The organism is Escherichia sp. SCLE84, from assembly GCF_012584495.1.
In the GTDB taxonomy this organism is placed as follows: Bacteria; Pseudomonadota; Gammaproteobacteria; order Enterobacterales; family Enterobacteriaceae; genus ECMA0423.
The window spans coordinates 12,506-30,864 of the sequence record NZ_CP051430.1 but is presented as its reverse complement, the minus strand read 5'-3'; the positions used below and the strand labels follow the sequence as shown (position 1 = coordinate 30,864).

The 18,359-nt window shown below is 52.2% G+C and carries 25 protein-coding genes; 4 read left to right on the top strand and 21 right to left on the bottom strand.

Translation table 11 applies throughout. The annotated features are described in order from the left end of the window. Positions 1–68 precede the first annotated feature (68 nt). The 3 genes from HGD79_RS00175 (at position 69) to yegQ (ending at position 2,127) form a co-directional block, all read left to right on the top strand. Positions 69–365 carry a type II toxin-antitoxin system ParD family antitoxin gene (locus HGD79_RS00175; protein WP_001307279.1) on the top strand — a complete coding sequence of 99 codons (297 nt, stop codon included), beginning with the start codon at positions 69–71 and terminating at the stop codon, positions 363–365. A 1-nt stretch (position 366) separates the two neighbouring features. Beyond that, positions 367–663 carry a type II toxin-antitoxin system RelE/ParE family toxin gene (locus tag HGD79_RS00170; RefSeq protein WP_001220181.1) on the top strand — a complete coding sequence of 99 codons (297 nt, stop codon included), beginning with the start codon at positions 367–369 and terminating at the stop codon, positions 661–663. A gap of 102 nt (positions 664–765) precedes the next feature. Next, entirely contained in the window at positions 766–2,127 is a 1,362-nt protein-coding gene (yegQ, locus tag HGD79_RS00165; protein WP_000476011.1) for a tRNA 5-hydroxyuridine modification protein YegQ, read from the top strand. Positions 2,128–2,400: 273 nt separating this feature from the next. Here yegQ and ogrK read toward each other — a convergent pair whose 3' ends face one another. From ogrK to HGD79_RS00085, 16 genes are all read right to left on the bottom strand, one after another. Beyond that, positions 2,401–2,619, bottom strand: coding sequence for a prophage transcriptional regulator OgrK (gene ogrK / locus HGD79_RS00160; RefSeq protein WP_000468308.1), 219 nt, complete (start codon positions 2,617–2,619; stop codon positions 2,401–2,403). Positions 2,620–2,700: 81 nt separating this feature from the next. Further along, a complete protein-coding gene (locus HGD79_RS00155) occupies positions 2,701–3,864 on the bottom strand; it encodes a phage late control D family protein (protein ID WP_001747944.1) in 1,164 nt (387 codons plus the stop codon). Then, positions 3,864–4,343: a phage tail protein gene (locus HGD79_RS00150; RefSeq protein ID WP_073470703.1), complete on the bottom strand. Its 480-nt coding sequence runs from the start codon at positions 4,341–4,343 to the stop codon at positions 3,864–3,866. The genes HGD79_RS00155 and HGD79_RS00150 overlap by 1 nt, the downstream gene beginning before the upstream one ends. 14 nt (positions 4,344–4,357) lie before the next feature. Continuing rightward, entirely contained in the window at positions 4,358–6,805 is a 2,448-nt protein-coding gene (locus tag HGD79_RS00145; protein ID WP_168848234.1) for a phage tail tape measure protein, read from the bottom strand. Further along, positions 6,798–6,953 carry a GpE family phage tail protein gene (locus HGD79_RS00140; protein ID WP_000143830.1) on the bottom strand — a complete coding sequence of 52 codons (156 nt, stop codon included), beginning with the start codon at positions 6,951–6,953 and terminating at the stop codon, positions 6,798–6,800. Before HGD79_RS00140 ends, HGD79_RS00145 begins: the two co-directional genes overlap by 8 nt. Next, positions 6,950–7,225 (bottom strand): phage tail assembly protein, encoded by a 276-nt coding sequence (locus HGD79_RS00135; RefSeq protein ID WP_001031303.1) that lies wholly within the window; start codon positions 7,223–7,225, stop codon positions 6,950–6,952. The genes HGD79_RS00140 and HGD79_RS00135 overlap by 4 nt, the downstream gene beginning before the upstream one ends. A gap of 56 nt (positions 7,226–7,281) precedes the next feature. Next, positions 7,282–7,800, bottom strand: a complete 519-nt coding sequence (locus tag HGD79_RS00130) for a phage major tail tube protein (protein ID WP_073470705.1) — start codon at positions 7,798–7,800, stop codon at positions 7,282–7,284. 12 nt (positions 7,801–7,812) lie between these two features. Then, positions 7,813–9,003: a phage tail sheath protein gene (locus HGD79_RS00125; protein ID WP_001286709.1), complete on the bottom strand. Its 1,191-nt coding sequence runs from the start codon at positions 9,001–9,003 to the stop codon at positions 7,813–7,815. Between the two features lie 450 nt (positions 9,004–9,453). Further along, a complete protein-coding gene (locus HGD79_RS00120) occupies positions 9,454–9,786 on the bottom strand; it encodes a FlxA-like family protein (RefSeq protein ID WP_073470706.1) in 333 nt (110 codons plus the stop codon). A 202-nt stretch (positions 9,787–9,988) separates the two neighbouring features. Further along, positions 9,989–10,270 carry a hypothetical protein gene (locus HGD79_RS00115; protein ID WP_073470707.1) on the bottom strand — a complete coding sequence of 94 codons (282 nt, stop codon included), beginning with the start codon at positions 10,268–10,270 and terminating at the stop codon, positions 9,989–9,991. Position 10,271: 1 nt separating this feature from the next. After that, complete coding sequence (locus HGD79_RS00110; protein WP_073470708.1) at positions 10,272–10,799, bottom strand: tail fiber assembly protein; 528 nt, start codon at positions 10,797–10,799, stop codon at positions 10,272–10,274. A gap of 3 nt (positions 10,800–10,802) precedes the next feature. Further along, positions 10,803–13,121, bottom strand: a complete 2,319-nt coding sequence (locus tag HGD79_RS00105; protein WP_168848233.1) for a tail fiber protein — start codon at positions 13,119–13,121, stop codon at positions 10,803–10,805. Between the two features lie 10 nt (positions 13,122–13,131). Then, positions 13,132–13,662, bottom strand: coding sequence for a phage tail protein I (locus tag HGD79_RS00100; protein ID WP_001285325.1), 531 nt, complete (start codon positions 13,660–13,662; stop codon positions 13,132–13,134). After that, complete coding sequence (locus HGD79_RS00095; RefSeq protein ID WP_001121470.1) at positions 13,655–14,563, bottom strand: baseplate assembly protein; 909 nt, start codon at positions 14,561–14,563, stop codon at positions 13,655–13,657. The genes HGD79_RS00100 and HGD79_RS00095 overlap by 8 nt, the downstream gene beginning before the upstream one ends. A 4-nt stretch (positions 14,564–14,567) precedes the next feature. After that, positions 14,568–14,915, bottom strand: a complete 348-nt coding sequence (locus HGD79_RS00090) for a GPW/gp25 family protein (protein WP_000127164.1) — start codon at positions 14,913–14,915, stop codon at positions 14,568–14,570. Then, on the bottom strand, positions 14,912–15,547 hold the full coding sequence (locus HGD79_RS00085; protein ID WP_021525814.1) for a phage baseplate assembly protein V: 636 nt from the start codon (positions 15,545–15,547) through the stop codon (positions 14,912–14,914). The genes HGD79_RS00090 and HGD79_RS00085 overlap by 4 nt, the downstream gene beginning before the upstream one ends. An 83-nt stretch (positions 15,548–15,630) precedes the next feature. On the opposite strand from HGD79_RS00085, the gene HGD79_RS00080 reads away from it, so the two are divergent. Further along, positions 15,631–16,416: a hypothetical protein gene (locus tag HGD79_RS00080; protein ID WP_073470709.1), complete on the top strand. Its 786-nt coding sequence runs from the start codon at positions 15,631–15,633 to the stop codon at positions 16,414–16,416. 71 nt (positions 16,417–16,487) lie between these two features. Here HGD79_RS00080 and HGD79_RS00075 read toward each other — a convergent pair whose 3' ends face one another. From HGD79_RS00075 to HGD79_RS00060, 5 genes are read right to left on the bottom strand one after another with little or no spacing between them, the layout of a single operon-like run. Next, positions 16,488–16,940: a phage virion morphogenesis protein gene (locus tag HGD79_RS00075; protein ID WP_021578878.1), complete on the bottom strand. Its 453-nt coding sequence runs from the start codon at positions 16,938–16,940 to the stop codon at positions 16,488–16,490. Next, positions 16,933–17,400, bottom strand: coding sequence for a phage tail protein (locus tag HGD79_RS00070; protein ID WP_032239003.1), 468 nt, complete (start codon positions 17,398–17,400; stop codon positions 16,933–16,935). Before HGD79_RS00070 ends, HGD79_RS00075 begins: the two co-directional genes overlap by 8 nt. Next, complete coding sequence (lysC, locus tag HGD79_RS26430; protein WP_227473940.1) at positions 17,363–17,626, bottom strand: Rz1-like lysis system protein LysC; 264 nt, start codon at positions 17,624–17,626, stop codon at positions 17,363–17,365. Before lysC ends, HGD79_RS00070 begins: the two co-directional genes overlap by 38 nt. Next, entirely contained in the window at positions 17,508–17,933 is a 426-nt protein-coding gene (lysB, locus tag HGD79_RS00065; protein ID WP_000040681.1) for an Rz-like lysis system protein LysB, read from the bottom strand. The genes lysC and lysB overlap by 119 nt, the downstream gene beginning before the upstream one ends. Continuing rightward, entirely contained in the window at positions 17,921–18,346 is a 426-nt protein-coding gene (locus HGD79_RS00060; protein WP_001605748.1) for a DNZ54_00345 family protein, read from the bottom strand. Before HGD79_RS00060 ends, lysB begins: the two co-directional genes overlap by 13 nt. Between the last annotated feature and the right edge of the window lie 13 nt (positions 18,347–18,359).

Below are 18,359 nucleotides of genomic sequence, written 5' to 3'. Positions count from 1 at the left end.
TACTTATCCTCCTGAACATGTTCATGTGCCAAAATATCTTCTAATACTTTCGTGACGCTATCCGGTTTATGACATACACTGATGTAAGATTTTTACTTACAGGCGGGCGTAAAATGGCCAGAACGATGACGGTTGATCTCGGCGATGAGTTGCGTGAATTTATCGAGTCCTTAATTGAATCCGGCGACTATCGCACCCAAAGCGAAGTGATCCGTGAGTCACTGCGATTACTTCGAGAAAAGCAAGCAGAGTCTCGCCTGCAAGCGTTACGTGACATGCTCGCAGAAGGGTTGAGTAGTGGTGAAGCTCAGCCGTGGGAAAAGGACGCGTTCTTACGGAAGGTGAAAGCAGGGATAAGGAAATAATGTGCGTATTATTAAACTCATGCCAAAAGCCAATGAGGATTTAGAAGGCATCTGGTATTACAGCTATCACCATTTCGGCGAACCACAAGCCGACAGATATGTGGAACATCTTTCAGACGTTCTCCAGATTCTGAGTAACAATAATATAGGTACGCCCAGACCTGAATTAGGCGAAGGTATTTTTGTTCTTCCTTTTGAACGCCACGTCATTTATTTCCTGCAATCACCAGGGGAAATTATCGTCATTCGTATCCTTAACCAAAACCAGGACGCCACCAGACATTTACACTGGAGCTAAACCCGCCGATTGCGCTACAATGCCCGCCCTTAAAGTGGGGGCACTCCCCTAACCGCTTCATCAGGTGAAGCGGATCTGACCTGTCATCAGAACGAGAGAATTATGTTTAAACCGGAACTCCTTTCCCCGGCGGGAACGCTGAAAAATATGCGTTACGCTTTCGCTTATGGCGCAGATGCTGTTTATGCGGGCCAGCCGCGTTATTCCCTGCGTGTGCGCAACAACGAATTCAACCACGAAAATCTTCAGCTCGGCATCAATGAAGCCCACGCGCTGGGGAAAAAGTTTTATGTCGTGGTCAACATTGCACCGCACAACGCCAAGCTGAAAACCTTTATCCGTGACCTGAAACCGGTGGTGGAAATGGGGCCGGATGCGCTGATTATGTCCGATCCAGGGCTGATTATGCTGGTGCGTGAGCACTTCCCTGAAATGCCGATCCACCTTTCGGTGCAGGCTAACGCCGTGAACTGGGCGACGGTGAAATTCTGGCAGCAAATGGGCCTGACCCGCGTGATCCTCTCTCGCGAGCTGTCGCTGGAAGAGATTGAAGAGATCCGCAATCAGGTGCCGGATATGGAGATCGAGATCTTCGTTCACGGCGCGCTGTGCATGGCCTACTCCGGTCGCTGCCTGCTCTCTGGCTATATCAACAAGCGCGACCCGAACCAGGGCACCTGCACCAACGCCTGCCGCTGGGAGTACAACGTCCAGGAAGGGAAAGAAGATGATGTTGGCAACATCGTACACAAGTACGAGCCGATTCCGGTGCAAAATGTTGAGCCGACGCTGGGTATCGGCGCACCAACCGACAAAGTGTTTATGATCGAAGAGGCCCAGCGTCCGGGCGAGTATATGACCGCGTTTGAAGATGAGCACGGCACTTACATCATGAACTCGAAAGATCTGCGCGCCATCGCCCATGTAGAACGCCTGACCAAAATGGGCGTGCATTCGCTGAAAATCGAAGGTCGTACCAAATCTTTCTACTATTGTGCACGCACCGCACAGGTTTACCGCAAAGCTATCGATGACGCCGCTGCGGGAAAACCGTTCGATACCAGCCTGCTGGAAACTCTGGAAGGTCTGGCGCATCGTGGCTATACCGAAGGTTTCCTGCGTCGTCATACTCACGACGATTATCAGAACTACGAATACGGTTATTCAGTTTCTGACCGCCAGCAGTTTGTTGGTGAGTTTACCGGTGAGCGCAAGGGGGACCTCGCGGCGGTAGCGGTGAAAAATAAATTCTCCGTTGGCGACAGCCTTGAGCTGATGACGCCGCAAGGCAACATTAATTTTACCCTTGAGCACATGGAAAACGCCAAAGGCGAAGCTATGCCGATAGCACCAGGCGATGGTTATACTGTGTGGCTCCCGGTCCCGCAGGATCTTGAGCTCAATTACGCGCTGCTGATGCGTAATTTCTCCGGGGAAACCACGCGTAATCCCCACGGTAAGTGATTAATTTCGATTATTTTTCCCGGATGGAAAATTCTTAGAAACCGATCACATACAGCTGCATTTATTAAGGTTATCATCCGTTTCGCTGAAAAACATAACCCATAAAATGCTAGCTGTACCAGGAACCACCTCCTTAGCCTGTGTAATCTCCCTTACACGGGCTTATTTTTTACGAACAACAAATTGAAATAAAAGGATTTATTTCTGGTCACGTCCACACATTGACCACATCGACAAAAAAAGCCCCTCGACTGAGGGGCTTCCTGTTTCTAATTACATCCACATAATTTGCTGCCCTGACGGCAACGGGTGCGGCCTTACGGCGTGGACTTCTCCCGGCTTCACGATGTATCGCTGTACCGACTCATAAGTGATGAACGTGGCGCTGCAATTCACGTTCTGACACTGGTGATAACGCTCTTTTGTCGTGTCAGTGATATAGCGACTTGTACGCGCATGTGCGGCATGCTGGCATAAAGGACAATGAAACATCGCGAGCACCTCTTCCGGTTTTGTTGATGGTGTCATTTTAGTTAATTTATCCTTATAAAACAAACAGATAAAACAAAAACATTACTCATCATCTTCTGTTTCGTACTCCACATCAGAAAGCCTGACCTCAAGCTCCAGGGACGTCGTGAAGCCGCTATTATTCAGAAAATGTGTCACCTTAGTGATTGTCCAGTCCTGCTCGTCTATGACGCGCTTAAAGCCTGACACTTTAACCGGTGTTTCCGTGTAAATATCTGCCCGACCGGTAGCCAGGCTGATGGAGAACTCCGCCACACCCCGTTGCAGTTTATCCCACTTCGCCTGAGCGGCGCGCATGGCCTGCGCTTTCGTGGCATATACCGTAGTCAGGGCAAAAACGTTGTCAGCCTCACCGGCCATGTATTCACCTTCGCGCGCTTCCGGTACTTTTGGCGCTTTCTTCTGCGTGACCGGTTTCGCTTTCGGGTGCTCCAGTGCGCGCAGGTGTTTTTCTTTCTTTTTGCGTTTCAGTTTTACCTTCTGCTTTTGTGGTTTCGGGTCTTTGGTGTGTAACCACTTTGCCGTTACGCCGGTATAGGCTCCACGGTCAGCAATCGCAAAATGATGACGGTCACCGTCGCTGCGGGTGATGGTAATCTGCGGGATTTTTTTACCGCTGGCAGTCACCCCCTGCCCCGCTTTGAGAAACAGCAGTTTTCCCATTTTTACCGACACCTCACCGCCGTTGCGTTCTGCAAGACGGGTCAGGAATTTCGCATCAGACTCCTGCGACTGGTCGATGTGCGGGATTTTAATTCCGGCCAGTGACGGAGCGACACTGGCTTCCAGCCTGTTACGGGAGGCTATCGCCTCAACAATCGCACCGAGCGTGGTGTCATGCCAGGAGCCTTCACGGCGGGAATTGAGCGTCCCGCGGAAATCTGCACTCCGGGCGCGGATGGTGACCACATCCGGTGCGCCCCGGTGTTCAACCTCATCAACGGTAAATTTCCCTTTGCATACCAGGGCAAAACCTTTCCAGCCGATATACACCGTCAGGACAGCGCCACGAACCGGCAGCCCGACCTGCCCGTCGGCATCGTTCAGTTCAATATCAAGCTGGTCAGCCTCAAAGCCCCGGTTATCCGTCAGGGTCATGCTCATCAGACGGTCACTGATATTGCTGGTAATATCCCTGCTGTCGAGCATCAGCATGTAATCCGGCGTCAGCGTACTGCCTGCATCAAATGTCAGTGCATCCAGCATTATCCCACCCCCGTCATACCCGTGAATCTGGTCGCCATACTGCCAGCCTTACCGATGAGCGATTCCGCCTGTTTACCGATATCGCCATAAAGCGCGGCCAGTGATTCATCAACACGGGTGAGCGACAGCGTAAAATCAATTTTTCGGGGTGTGCCGTCTGCAAAGAAAATACTCCCTGTTTCACTCACCTTGCTGATGACATACATGCCGTAAATCATGCCGGTGCCATCCAGCAACGGCCACGCCCGGCCTTCCTCTGCCATCAGCCTGAGCGTGGTCATCGTCAGCTTTCCGCCGGTCAGTTCAGGATAAAGCACACCGGCAAGCGTGATGTTTTCATCGCCAACACCGAGAAACTGGTAGGCGTCCCGTTTACCGATACGGGAATTTGACGGCCAGCGATAATCTGATTCACGCTGCATGGTCTGGTGTGGCAGCGTCTGGCGCATAAAAACAAACATACCTAACGCGAGCATCATTTTTCGTCACCTCCTTAACCGTCATGCATCATGCTGGCACGGGCGCGCGCACGTTTATCCCGCTCGTATTTTTCGAGTGTATCCTGTAACTGGCGGTCAAGCTGTGTCCCCGGCGCAGTACCACCCGTCAGGCTGATGTGATATTCGTTTTTACTCTGGTCCACATAAGAGCGGCCAGCCGGTGCCGTGACCGGCTGATAAGCCTGATAGCCTGCATAAGAGCTGGTCGCCGGAATATAACCACCGGTGCCATACGTGGCGGCATGAGTTCTGGCGGTGGTCTGGTCAAGTGTGTCTGACTCTTTGTTGATGACCCCGAGCTTTTCCAGTACCCAGTCAATGCCGCTGCGTAATTTGTTGAACGCATTAAGCGGCAGCATCAGCGCGTCAGCCAGTGCCTGCCCGAACATGACGCCCGTGTCACGGCAACGGTTCAGGGTGTCCTGGGTGGCTTTGACCGGTGCAATCAGGTTTTTAAACCACTGCCACGCAGCCTGTAACTTTTCACCCAGCCAGTCAAATACCGGCTTAAGTGGCGTGAACAGTTCCCCCACCGGCGCAAATGCTGCTTTCAGCCCTTCAACCACACCGCCAAAGAATGCGCTGACAGGCTCCCAGTATTTACGGATAAGCAACGCCCCGGCGACAATTGCAGCCACCACGGCCACAACCGGCCAGCTAATCGCCCCGATGGCCGTCATAACAGCACTGCCAACCGTCGTGAAGATTGCCCCCATTGCGCCTGCTGCCGCGATGATGGCATTGATGCCGGTGATAACCGGCCAGGCTACAAGACCAATTGCACCGATGATGCCAGTCAGCGCCAGTGCGCCACCGGCAATGAGACCAATGGTTGACGCCAGTGATTTGTTTTTCTGTATCCAGCCGTCGAGTTTTAACACATACTTTGTGGCCGTCTGCATGAGCTTACGCAGTGCGCCTTCCTGCTGGTCAAACAGGTCAGTCCCCACCGCCTCATAAGCGGACTGAAACTCCTTAAAGTCACCGCCGAGATTGTCCTGCATGATATTTACCAGCTCTGCGGTCTTCCCGTCTGAGGCTTTAAACGCCGCGGTCAGTTTGTCCAGCTTTCCGGTTGAGGCGGCAGTCATCAGCACGGCGGCGGCTGAGCTGGCCTCCTCCCCGAAAATGGTTTTCATGTATTCAGCCTGCTGGGCAGTACCGAGCCGGTTTTTCTCAAAACTGGCCTGCATTTCTTTCAGAATGGTAAATACTGGTCGGGTATTCCCTTTACTGTCTGAGGTTTTCACGCCAAGCTCTTTGAGTGCATCCCATGCTTTTCCCGTTGGTGCCTGCAGGCGACTTAACACGGCACGGCTTCCCGTCCCCGCCATTGAGCCTGTGATTTTTGCATCATGCAGCGCCCCGACCATTGCGGCGGTTTCTTCAATGCTGACACCGGCATTATTTGCCACTGGTGCGGCATAGGTCAGCGCATCGCTCATGCCGTCAAAATCGGCGGCGGTTTTGTTCATCGTCATGGAGAGAACATCCCCGATATGAGCGACCTTATCGTTTGAAAGCTGAAAGGCGGATTTCATCCCCATCAGCAGGGCGGCGTTTTCTTCCATCGTGCGGCGGTTCACCAGTGCCATATTCAGCGTGACCGGCGTTGCCGCCTGAATGGCATCAACATCCCCACCGGCTTTCGCAATGATAATCTGTGCACCGGCTGCATCATCCGCCGAGGCGGCAGTATTGTCACCGAGCTGGCGCGCCTGCTTGCGGAGTGCGGCCATTTCGGCGGAGTCTTTTGCCACACCTAGCACGGCCTGCAATTCTGAGTTTTTCTGCGCAAACTCATAACCGGGCATCAGTAGCTTAACACCGGCCATCGTTCCCGCCGCCGCAATCCCCACACCGGCAGCGCCCACTGAGGCCATATTTCCGGCCAGTTCCTTTCCGGACTGATAACGCTGTTTTACTGCGTTAAGTTTTGCCTGTTGCGCACTGACACGCGCCAGCGCGTCGCGCTGACGGTTAAGCTGTGCGGTGGTTTCACTGATACGGTTTTTCAGTCCCTGCTCATCATGTGCAAGATTGCGGGTATTAATTCCCACAGCGGCCAGTTCCCGCTGCTGGCGTTTAACGGAATCCGTCAGGCGGTTATATTTCGCCTGTAAGTCCTCCGCCGCACGCTTTGCGGATTCCAGCACTTTCGCCTGAGCACGGGTCGGACGTTCGGTGTTTTTAAACTGTGTGGCAAGGGCTTCGGCTTCCTGCCGAGCCTTTTCAAGTGCATGACCAGTCACGGCGAGCTGTGCACTGGTCTTGCGAAATCCCTCAATACGGGACGCCTGACCGTTCAGCTCGCGCAGTGATTTTTGTGTTTCCCGGATATCCCCCGACAGCGATTTGCTCGCTGTGCGGATGGATTTAAACGGGCGGGATGCCTGGTCAACAGCCCTGAGCAATACCTGTAATTTTACATTGTTACTCATTCGTGTTTCCGCTTCGCCGGAGCGCCTTTTCGCGCCATGTGATGAGTTCGGTCAGGCTCATGGGATACAGTTCTGATGGCGGCCAGTGAAATATCACTGCCACATCCGCCATCAGGTCATCGACCGAGAGATTTTTTGGAAACGTCACTGCACCGAGTTCGGCGACAAAAAACCGACCACCTTACCGGCCAGCGCCACAAGGTCAGGCAGTTCCAGCGCGGCGACTTCCTGCTCGGTCAGCATCGGTGCCGTCATGCGCGGCAGCACCTTAATCAGTGCATCGACTTCGGAGTTCGCGACCGCTGCCAGACTGACACCGCGCAGCGTCCCGGCGTTAGGTTTCATCAGCGTGACCTGTTCGATGACCTGCTCACCACGCTTGACCGGATTGTCCAGGGTAATGACATTTTCTTTGTTCATGGTTTTCTCACTTCTGAATCAGGGTTAACCGGTCAGCCTGGCTGACCGGATGAAAATCACAGGCCGATATTGCGGCGGTGTTGCTCCAGCCGGTCGACGCCGTTCACCTTCTCAATCATGTTGATGGTGTCGATTTCGACCAGCTCCTTACCGTCCATCGTCAGCCGGAAATAGGTGCAGACCACGGAGATTTTCGACTCGGTGTCTTCTCCCTGTTTCCCCTCGCCGGTGTCGATTTCTTTCTGACGTCCACGCATGACCACCTCGACGGCCACCGTTTCGCCGGTATCGTCACGCTGGTAAGAGCCTGCAAAACGAATCGGGACGGCATCCACGCCGATTGAGGCGTAAAGCTCCCAGATAACCGAATCCGGGAAGCCCCCGAGCGACCACTCCATTGACAGCGCATCGTCATCAAGGCCGAGGTCTACCGGTGCGCTGCCGTTCATCCCCGCACCGCGATAGTTTTCGAGCTTACGGGTCAGTTTTGGCAGCGTGACGGACTTTGCAACGCCCTGATAGCTGTAGCCGTTCAGAAAGACGTTCATTAACTTGAGTTTGCGCGGCATTGCCATCGGTCAGGCTCCTTAATTGCTGTTAACCGAGGTGACCAGATTTGCCAGGTATTTATCGGTAATACGCTGGCGCAGGGTCAGGTTTTCAAGAGGAGGCACCGGGGTATAGTCATAGTCGATATACAGTTTTCCGGCCTTGAGGGTTTCCGCATCGTTGGATTCTTCGCTGAACCAGCAGGTCGCATCCACGATATAGCCGTTTGTTTTCAGCTCACGAAATTTGGCATTGATGCCGTCAACGATGTCGCGAATCAGCGTTGCGGTGATGGGCTTGTCCACCGCCCACATGTGCGCCTCAGCCATCGTGTCGGCCAGCACCTGCGCGGTGCGGGTATAGTTTTCAAAGAGGAACAGCGGGTCATCAGAGCAGGTACGGTTACCCCAGAAGCGGAAACCGTCGCGGCGAATCAGCGTAGTGACGCCTGACTCGTTAAGCAGGTCAGCATCGGTGCCGGACTCCTGCAAATCCCAGAATACAGATGCGCTGATGCCGGTAACACCATTTACCCCGACGTTGGACAACGTTTTATGCCAGCCCTGCTCCTGGTCGATTTTAGCACGCAGCCCCAGCGCACGGGCGGTGGCATACGCGGTGGCGGTGGTGCTGCTGACCGTATCCCATGCGAGGAAATCCGGCCAGATGACCATCAGCTCACGCTGGCTGAAATTCTGGCGGTAGGCTTTCACCTCGGAAATAGTTTTACAGCCCCATGCGCTGATATACCCGAAAGCGCGCAGCTTCTGACAGACTGATGCCAGTGCAACAGCCACCTCTTTGGTGTCCAGTCCCGGCACGCCGAGAATACGCGGTTTAACACCGGTTACTGACTCCGCCGCCAGCAGGGCTTTCAGTCCGGTGTACTGACCGTTTTCGTCGGTGGTGCCGATGATATTGGAAACGGTCTGCGCAAGTTTCGTTTCCTCGTCGTCGCCGGTGCCGTCTTCCACGCGCACAACAACGGTGACCGGTTTTGACTGGTCGGCGATGGCCTGCAGCGACGCCGCCAGCGTGCCTTTTTTACCGGCCTTTGCAATTGCGCTCTGCACATTGGTAATCAGCACAGGTTTATTGAGGGGAAAGGTTTCCGCATCCGCATCGCTGGCCGTGCAGACCATGCCGACAATGGCAGTGGATACGGTGGAAATGACGCGGGTGCCGTCGTTAATCTCCAGCACCTGCACGCCATGATGATAGTCACTCATCCGTTTAACTCCGTGGTTAATGGGTGCAACTATTTTCTGTTGTGCAGAGCATGAGACGCTATTTGACCTGGCTGGTCAGGGGATGAAACAACAGACAAAGAAAAGGCGGGTAATCCGCCAGCCTGCCATGATTTGCACTCACTCATTTTCCAACTGACAATTTACATAGCCCAAACGCTATCAAATCTGACAGTCTGCTTTGAGCGAGAAGCGGAAGTTGGCAGTTTTGTGGACTGTCCCCACAAAAGTGACTACAGAAATAGTTGCAATTCATAATTGATCATGGGTTGTCAGTTAAACTCGTGGCGATTTAAATAGACTAATTGGGAGTGCGTCCATTACTTATATCTTGTAATGTTAACTATCAGAAATGATACAAAGATAATATGTCTTTAAAGAAAAGGCTGATGGCGAAAAGTGGCCCGATGAGGGCCACAATACGGCTGTCACTTAGACGTAAATATCAATGGTGCCAGCGGTATTTGTATCGTCTTTTTTCTCTTCTTTTTTATCAGGCTGAACTGTCGCGTCTTTATTCTTTTTCTCTGCCTGCTGCCTTAACAACTGCTCCAGTTGAGCCCTGAGGCTTTCAATTTGCTTCTGTACCAATGCAGCTAATTCTTTTTTCTGCTGTGTCGTCATCCCCTCTTCCGATGAGATTTTCCCAAGCTTTTCAGTCAGCACCTGAATTTGTCTTGTGATTTTGGCTATTTCTGATGTTCCTTCTGGGGCGGAGTTGTTTGAAATAACGGTTGAGGTATTTCCCTGAATTGTGACAGACATAGATTTCTCCTTTTAAAAAAGCACTATCGGCATGCACAAAAAAATCTTTAATCGTATTTCTTGTGTCATTAATTGTTTGATGTTCAGATTGTTTTCCTCGCGGGCTGGCGCGCCTCAGAAAGTAAAGCTTGTTGACAGGGGTAAACGTTCGGCAATAATTTTCTGCCGCATGCGGGTGTTGCATAAAACGTGCTACGTTCCTTTATCGACAGGTCAGGTCACCGCTCACCCGCCGACGAGAAAGCAACACTGACATGCTAAAGCAAAAAATAGATGAATAAGTTGAGTTGTGCATATGTAGCCTGACCGTCACAAAGTATATGGTGTCTGTACCAGTAAGATGATGGCCGGACTCTTTAAAAACGAGCTGACCTGCACAATACAGGATGGACTTAGCAATGGCTGCTCCTGGCACAGAGCGGACTGTCAGATTAGTCTTTACTCTGTGCCATAGATATGTAAGCTCACACCAGAGCTCATACAACTTATTGCGGCATTTCCGGCCATTCAGGATTTGCAGGATCCACACGACTGACCAGAACGCTGTAGCGTTCCCATGCTTCCAGTCGTGTGCGCTCCTCCTCTGTAGCCATATTCAGCCTGACAGCGCGCTCCAGCGGCAAAATCACGGATTCAGCATCTGCAAGAAGTCTGGCTTTCCGGTTTTCTGCCTGCTGCTGCAATTCCTCTGCCGTATAAATGCGTTTAATCACTTTGCCGCCCTTAAACATCCAGCCCCCTGAAATGTCCGCCCGTCGGTTAGCAGTAATATCCGCCACTTCAACCACACTTAATCCATCCGGTCTGATAGCTGTCACATCCTTTTCCACATAGCGGATGATATTATCTTTGTCGTACGCTATTTTTAGCGTGTCATCAGCAAAATACTTTTGTTCTTCGTACCAGTTCTTACCATCTTCTGAAAAAAACCAGACAACATCAAAGTCTTTTGTCAATTGATATTGTTCAACCGTTTTTGGATTACCTGCCGTTATATTTATCAAATGCTGCATAAATTATACCTGCGCCACGTTATACCAAGTCCCGTTAATGTATTTCTGCACCGGTCTGTAATATACGCCACCAATGTTATCGGCAGAGTTTGAGCCGGTATCCTGAACAATAATGCCGGAATATACACACCCGGACGGTGCCTGATGTGTCCATGTCATACCATTGTTCGCAGGTTTGTATGTGGCAGCACCACCAAGCCGGATATCCCGGACATAGCGTGAATCAAAGTTTCCATAGTTAGATGGTGATACCTGCCCGTTAACAGCAAAAGTGATGCTGTTATCTGTATTTCTCTGACTGTAAAAATGCCAGCCTGCATCATCACCTAATTCAGCCACCACAGGACGACTTGAGTTTCCCCACAAATTGAATGCGGCTTCCTTCGTGGATGTATTGCTGCTGCTGACCGTGAACTTTTTCCCGCTACCGGCACGTACTTTGGTGCTTGAGACAATATCACCTGTAACACTCAGGCCATGCCCCATTGATACAGCACCCGTGGCATCATTTATAATCAGTGGTCTTAAATTATTATAAGTGCCTAATCTGTCACCTGATTTAGTCAACATAAAATAAGTGCTGCTGCCATCATTCCTGATAAAGAATCCATAATTGCCATAAGCAATGCGCAGACCATTAGCACTGCTTGATGTAATCTCACCTCTTGAACGGAGACCATAAGCGGAGCTGAGTGATAATTCTTCCTGAGCATCAGTATTACCAGTCGCCCAGCGAACTACCCCGCCCTGTACTGTTTCATGCCAGATAGTGTCTCCTTCTCCACCACGAAACTTTCTGAGATATTTTTTGCCGCCTCTGGTGCCTGAACATAAGGCCGTAGACATATAGGCATTCTGGCTTCCGCCATCCTGATTAATCGTTCCGGTCATTGCGTCGCCCTGACGATTCCAGTCACGACGCCAGCTGGGGGAGTAGCCGTCCCCATGATTTATGTAAGTGAATTGCGCGCTGGTTGTACCGCCACCGCTTGATGTTGTCGGCGTGGTCACTCGGATAGTGATTGCAGATTTAGTTCCCATGACCTCGACGACACAACCAGCCAGGTGGATATCACCACATCCGGTATCCGTAATGATTTTGTTATTTGCATATGACCAGGAGCCTTTGCACATCCAGTACGGATGATTAAATGCACCACGGGAATCCAGCCATTCAATAAACTGAGCGGTTGTCCAGTTTCCGGCTTCAGTGCTCAAAGCGCCGCTATAAGCACGACAGGCACCGATATTTTTCGTGAAGGTATCCTTTCCCGGAATATCCGCACCGTTCTGATCTTTCTGAAGACGTTTTTCAGCATTGTCATAGGCAGACTTTACCGCTTTTGATGTTGCAGCCAGCGTTTCAGAATCGCTGTTGGTGGCGCTACTGAGCTGGACAAGACCTTTTCGCGCGGTGGTGGCATCCTGTGCAGTGTATTTCCCGTTAGCAAGGTCATACGCTGTCTTAACCGCCTTTGGCGTTGCCGCAAGCGTTTCAGAATCGCTGTTGGTGACGCTACTGAGCTGGACAAGACCTTTTCGCGCTGTGGTGGCGTCCTGTGCAGTGTATTTCCCGTTAGCAAGGTCATACGCTGCCTTAACCGCTTTTGGTGTTGCGGCGAGCGTTTCAGACATGCTGTTGGTCGCACTACTTAGCTGGACAAGACCTTTTCGCGCTGTGGTAGCGTCCTGTGCGGTATATTTCCCGTTAGCAAGGTCATATGCGGCCTTAACCGCTTTCGGCGTTGCGGCCAGTGTTTCAGACGTGCTGTTGGTCGCATTGCTTAACTGAGTAAAACCTTTTGCGGTCAGCGAGGCGTCCGGGTGACGTCGTGACTGTTCGTGCTCTGCAATTTTGTCATCAACGTAATCCTGCGTCGCCATCACCGTTGTGGTGTCGATGGTCAGATCCACTGAGGCCACACTGCTGACGATAATGACCATGCGGCAGGTCTGCGAACGTCCTGAGCCTTCGGCAAGGGCTGGCTTATAACTTTCGGCCATGTTCGCCACGGCAATTAACGTTCCCGCATCATCGTACAGGCCAAGCTCACGCATCCAGAAACCGCCCACCTCCGGCGGAATAACCAGCTCTGCGATAATATAATTACTGTTTCGTTTGTCCTGGCTGATTTTGTTCAGCGCATGTCGCCAGACTTCATGGATAAGCCCGGTCTGTCCGGCATCCGGGACAGGCAATTTACCACCGCCATCCCCGACGGCCATCGTGGTAATGTTGACCTTCCGCCCTCCCGGCGCGGTTGCCGCTGCCAGCTTTGCTGCACCGGCAGTGGTGATAACGGTTTTGAATTTTGTGCTCATTATTCCTCACTTATCCGGGGTAAACCGTAATTACATCGCCGTCGTAAGCCACACCACCGGCGAACAGGTAGCCGGGAATGTCCCGGGTAATGTTCAGGCCAATAAGGTGACGGCTTGCAGGTTTGGCATCAGCAATCAGCCGTTCCATTTCCTGATACATTGCCTCTGTGATGCCACTTTCCAGTACACCAATATCAAGCCGGAAGGTGCCGGGCGGGTCACTGTTTTCCCACCACTCCGTCACGTTGATGAGATAGCCGAGCGGCTCCACCACACGCCGGATTGCACCTATAGTGCCTTTATGACAGTGGATGAAATACGCATCGCGGATAACGGCGCGTTTTGTCGCTTCCGGCCACTTCTCATCCCACCTGTCGACCGAAAACGCCCACGCCAGCCACGGCAGCAAATTTGCCGGACAGGTATCCGGGTTCCACAGCTCACGAATACTGACCGGCGTTTTTTCAATTTCCGCACAGGCTTTTGCGGCGGCGACCTCAAGCGGTGATGAGCCGGTCGGCAGCAGTCGCGAATCACTCATCCGAGCCTCCGGTCACGACGCGGTATTCAGTACAGAAAGACGCCTGCGTACTGTTGAGCACGATGTCGGCCAGTGGTGCAGCCAGTTCGACACGCTGCACACCTTCCACATGCAAAGCGGCATAAATGGCAGACAGACGGATGTCACGCCCCAGCCGGTGCTGTGCCGTGATATACGCTTCCAGTTTTTTCACGGCGGCAGCGCGGATGGGTTCGCTTTCGGGACCAGGGTAAAGGTAAAGCGTGGCGTTTATCTGGTATTCAACAATGGCGGCAGACTGCACGGTCACGCGGTCGGCCACCGGCCTGACGTCCTCGCCATTAAGGGCGTTACGCACCGCCGCCAGCAGATCTTCGGATGCCACACCGTTATTTTCACGTGACAGCACGGAGATGGTGACGCAGGCCGGAGACGGACTGGTGACAGAGATATCCGCGACACGCCCGTCGGCACTGCGACCATGATACTGATAGGCTCCCACCGACCCGGCGACGCTTAAGCCTTCAAACGCCTGCTGAATACGCAGACGATAATCCGTGTCAGATTCCATCACTGCCGGTGTCGGCGGGATGGTCGAATCATCTGCCGGAGTAATAATCAGGCGCGTGGTGTTGTAATTGGCACCAATCACATCAAGGTCATTACCGGCGGCACAGGCCAGCATCACCGCCCGTGCGGCCTCATTCACACGCTGACGCCAGATAAGCTCACGATAAGCATTTTCCTCCAGCAGTTTGACGAGAGGCTCGGATTCCAGTGTCAGGGTACGGGCGACCGCCTCCTGCTGGTCTTCCGGGTAAAGAGAAATCAGTGTCGCCTTGCGTTCAGCGAGAATGGTTTCAAAGTCCAGCTCCTCGACCACATCCGGTGCGGGTAGCTGGTTCAGGTCGATAATCGGCATGGTTTCAACTCACAGGGATGGTTAACGAAAGTGGCTGGCCGGTGTCGTTGTGCTGGCCGGTTAACGTGACCGTCATTCGCCCGTCAAAACTGCGCTCAGTGGTGACGGATGACAGGGTGACGCGGGGTTCCCATTTCAGCACCGCCATGTAACAGGCGACCTTAATCTGCAACTCAAGCGCCGGGGTCTGCGGCTGGTCAATCATTGATGCCAGCAACGAGCCGTAATCACGACGCATCACCCGTGAGCCGACCGGTGTGCGCAGGATATCGCCGATACTCTGGCTGATATGCTCAAGGTCAGTGACAGTCAGGCCATCACTGCGATTCATTCCGAGATAACGTGCTGTCATAGAGGACTCCCGGTTGTGCCGCCGCTGTCTCCTGGGTGTTTGTGGGTATGCAGTACCTTACCGTTTGATGAGAGTTCACCGCCGGTGTGTTCAATGTTGCCGCGCATCGTCCCGCCCTTCTGCACTTCCAGCGTGCCGGTAATCAGTCTGTTAGTGCAGACCACCTCCGGTGTGTCCAGGGTGACACGGGTTGATGCTTTCACCATGACCACCGGCACCGTGGCAGTAACAGAATCAGAAGCCGTCACGCTGACCGTTTTAATTCCGCTTACCGTGAGTGCACTGGTTTCGGGTTCATACTCAATCACCGCCCCGTCAGGGAAACGGATATGCAGGGCATCCGCCGACGCAGACGGCGCGGGGTTATCGCCGGAATAAATCCCCGGCAGAACGAACGCCGTGTCGAGTTCACCGCCCACAGCCAGAATCAGCACCTGTTCCCCCACGGAAGGTGCCCACCATGTGCGCGAACGTCCGGCACGATGGGTCAGCCACTGAAGCCAGTCAGTGCACATGCCACCGGTCTGCACACGGCAGCGACCGGCTTTAAGGTTGGTTTCGACGACAAGGCCGGTACGAATCATGTTGCGCAGTGCGCGCGCGAGTTCCTGAATATTTGCGAGAGTGTTCATGCGTGTGAGATTGCACAATATATAAAAGTTATGCTATCTGGATTCATTTGTAGAACGACCATACAACATTCGAGGAGAGCGTAATGTTCAGTGATAATGTGACTAATGCGTGGTGGTTTATCTCTTTGTATCTATTTTTATTAATAGCATTAACATTTATTACCTTTGGTAAAAGTAATCTTATGAGGTTTATTGCACATCATTTCAATTTTGAGTATTCAGACAGAAAGTTAAAAATGCTCGACAAAAAATGGCGCGACATTCAACTATTTAAAATAATTAACGGAATCAATGTATCAGGCATCGAAGATGTGAGAATGATACAGCAGGGGCTGATTGATGGAAAACTAAAAACATCGTATTTTTTTCTTACTCGCTTCTGGGGTGACATAACAAAACCACCACACATAATTAAAACAATAATTGTAATTCTGTCCAGTGTTATTTATATTCTCTTCGCATGTTATATACACAACAAACAATCCGCTATAGTAAGAGATGCCATAGGCATACCATATAAAAATATGATGTACTATGTTTATAGTGACAAAGTTCTTTTATCCTTCAACAATAAAACAGTTGAATTCAATAAAACTTATAGCCTTGCCGATTGCAAGAGGCTACGAAACGTATTTATAAAAGACACACTTCCTGAGATCGCCTGCAATAAGCTCTTACAGCTAAACGAGGAGGACTCCGAATGGTTAAGTCAGGAGATTAAAGATAATAACAGCCAAAAAAAAGCATTATTAATAATATCCCTCATCTATTTCATTTCAGGTCTGGTTATATTCCTGTCATATACAAAATTCCTTTACGCCAATAAGAAGGTTGTAGAATACAAAGCATCAAATAAAAATCACTCATAAACCTCTAAACATTGAGCGACCAGCATGGCCGCTCAATGTTTAATTGCGCATCAGCCTCTGCCTGGATAAAACTAACGCTCAAGGTGAGCCAGGATAATCTCTTCAATCATCTGCACATCCTCACCGGTAAAGCCGAGCAGAGGACGCGCCGGATAATCAATTTTCTTACCGTTTTTCCGGGTTTCTTCCGACAGACCGAACTGATGCACACTGGCGATTTTCGGCGACTTCCCGCCGTAAAATTCCATTGATGCCTGTTCCGGGCTGGCGCGGATATGCAAAAAACGACTGGTGATAAGTTTCGCAAACATTTTTCGCTTAACACGACCGGTCTTTTTTCTGGCGCTCTGCTGCTGGCGTGGCGCGTAGGGTGTGCCGTCCGGGGCTTTCTGTGCCATCACCCGACGCTGCTGACTCTGACGCAGACGTTTCGCCAGTTCGGCGCTCAGTCGCCGACGCCCTGACGGTGACAGCGATTCAATAAGTCCCGCCAGCCGGTCTTCAAAACGCTTAAACTCATTCATCCCACTTGCTCACCAGTTCGCCATTGATATAAAGCTCCATCGGGCGGGTGGCCGGCTCCGGCGGCGTGGGTTCCGGGATATTCTTCACATGCAGCGCGCCGTCCACCTCACTGACCAGCGTGCGCTCGGTCAGCATCAGGCTGATGCTGATATCAAAGCTGCTGTCATTGTTGATGTCTGCATAAAACGTGAAGCCCTTTTTCTGACCTTCGTCAGTGGTCATGATGTCGGGCTGATTTTCCCGCAGCCACGCCAGCACCGGCACGATGAGCAGGTCAAAATCACCGGTAAAGTCGGTCACAATCACATTGAGCGTGTAACGCTTTTCGAATGACAGCGACGTCGCCAGTGTGGAGGCAATACTCCCGTTATCCACGAATATCCGCAGCATCTCGGGACTGGTTTTCAGCACCATGACGGCATCAGTCAGCGCCCTGCGCAGGCTGTCGGGTTTGAGCATCGTTTACGTCCTGACAGTGTTTAATCATTTTTACCTGGCTGGCACAGCGTGCCAGCGCGTTCTCAAGCTGCCGGATATCAGCACTTAAATCGCCGTTCGTCTGCGGGTCACTGCCCGGCATCGGGCAAAGGCTCACTTTCGGGCAGGCGTTGTGGACAATCACTGGCGTCAGTGCAGGCGGGGCGCTGGTGCAACCGGCGCACAGCATCAGGCAGGTCAGCACCATACCAGCGGCGAAAATCTTCGTTTTCATTAAGTAACCTCGTGATGGTTTTCTCGCGCTGTGCTTCACGCTTCGCGGCGTTCTCCAGTTCCTGACGCAGTGCCACCTGCGCCAGCTCGTTTTTGTCTGCCCTGGTGAGGGCAACATGAAGCTGATTTTTCAGCATGGTGATGGTCGTCTGCTGTTCACTGGCGACGTTGTTCACCCTGTCCAGCGAGGCGCGCAGGCTGGCGTTTTCATGCTTCGCCAGAAACAGCCCCGCCACCGCCAGCGATAACAACACAACCATCACAATCATCAGCTTTGACATGGTTCCCGCCCCTCAAAACGCTGACGACAGGCCGTACGTATCAGCCGGAAGAACACCGACGCCACGAGGTAAATCAGCGCGGTAAAAATCCACCCGGCAGCGACCAGCGAGATAAACGTCGCCACCATCACCACCAGAGCCGCCGCCCGTCTGCGCCACGGCACCGGCTGCAAAAACAGCGACGTGACAATCTTCACGGCCAGCGATTCAGGCGGCAGCTCCCGCCCGTAGCGTTCCAGCACATACTCAGTGGCATACACGCCGACACCACCGGCAACCACACAGATAACCGTCGCAAGAATCGCCCAGGTGGCGACAAAACTGACGGCCACGCTCTGCGGGTAAATCAGGGACAGTGCCAGCATCAGCGCCAGCGACACGTTCAGCATCAGTGAAAGGGATAATTTCTTCATGGTGTTTACTCCG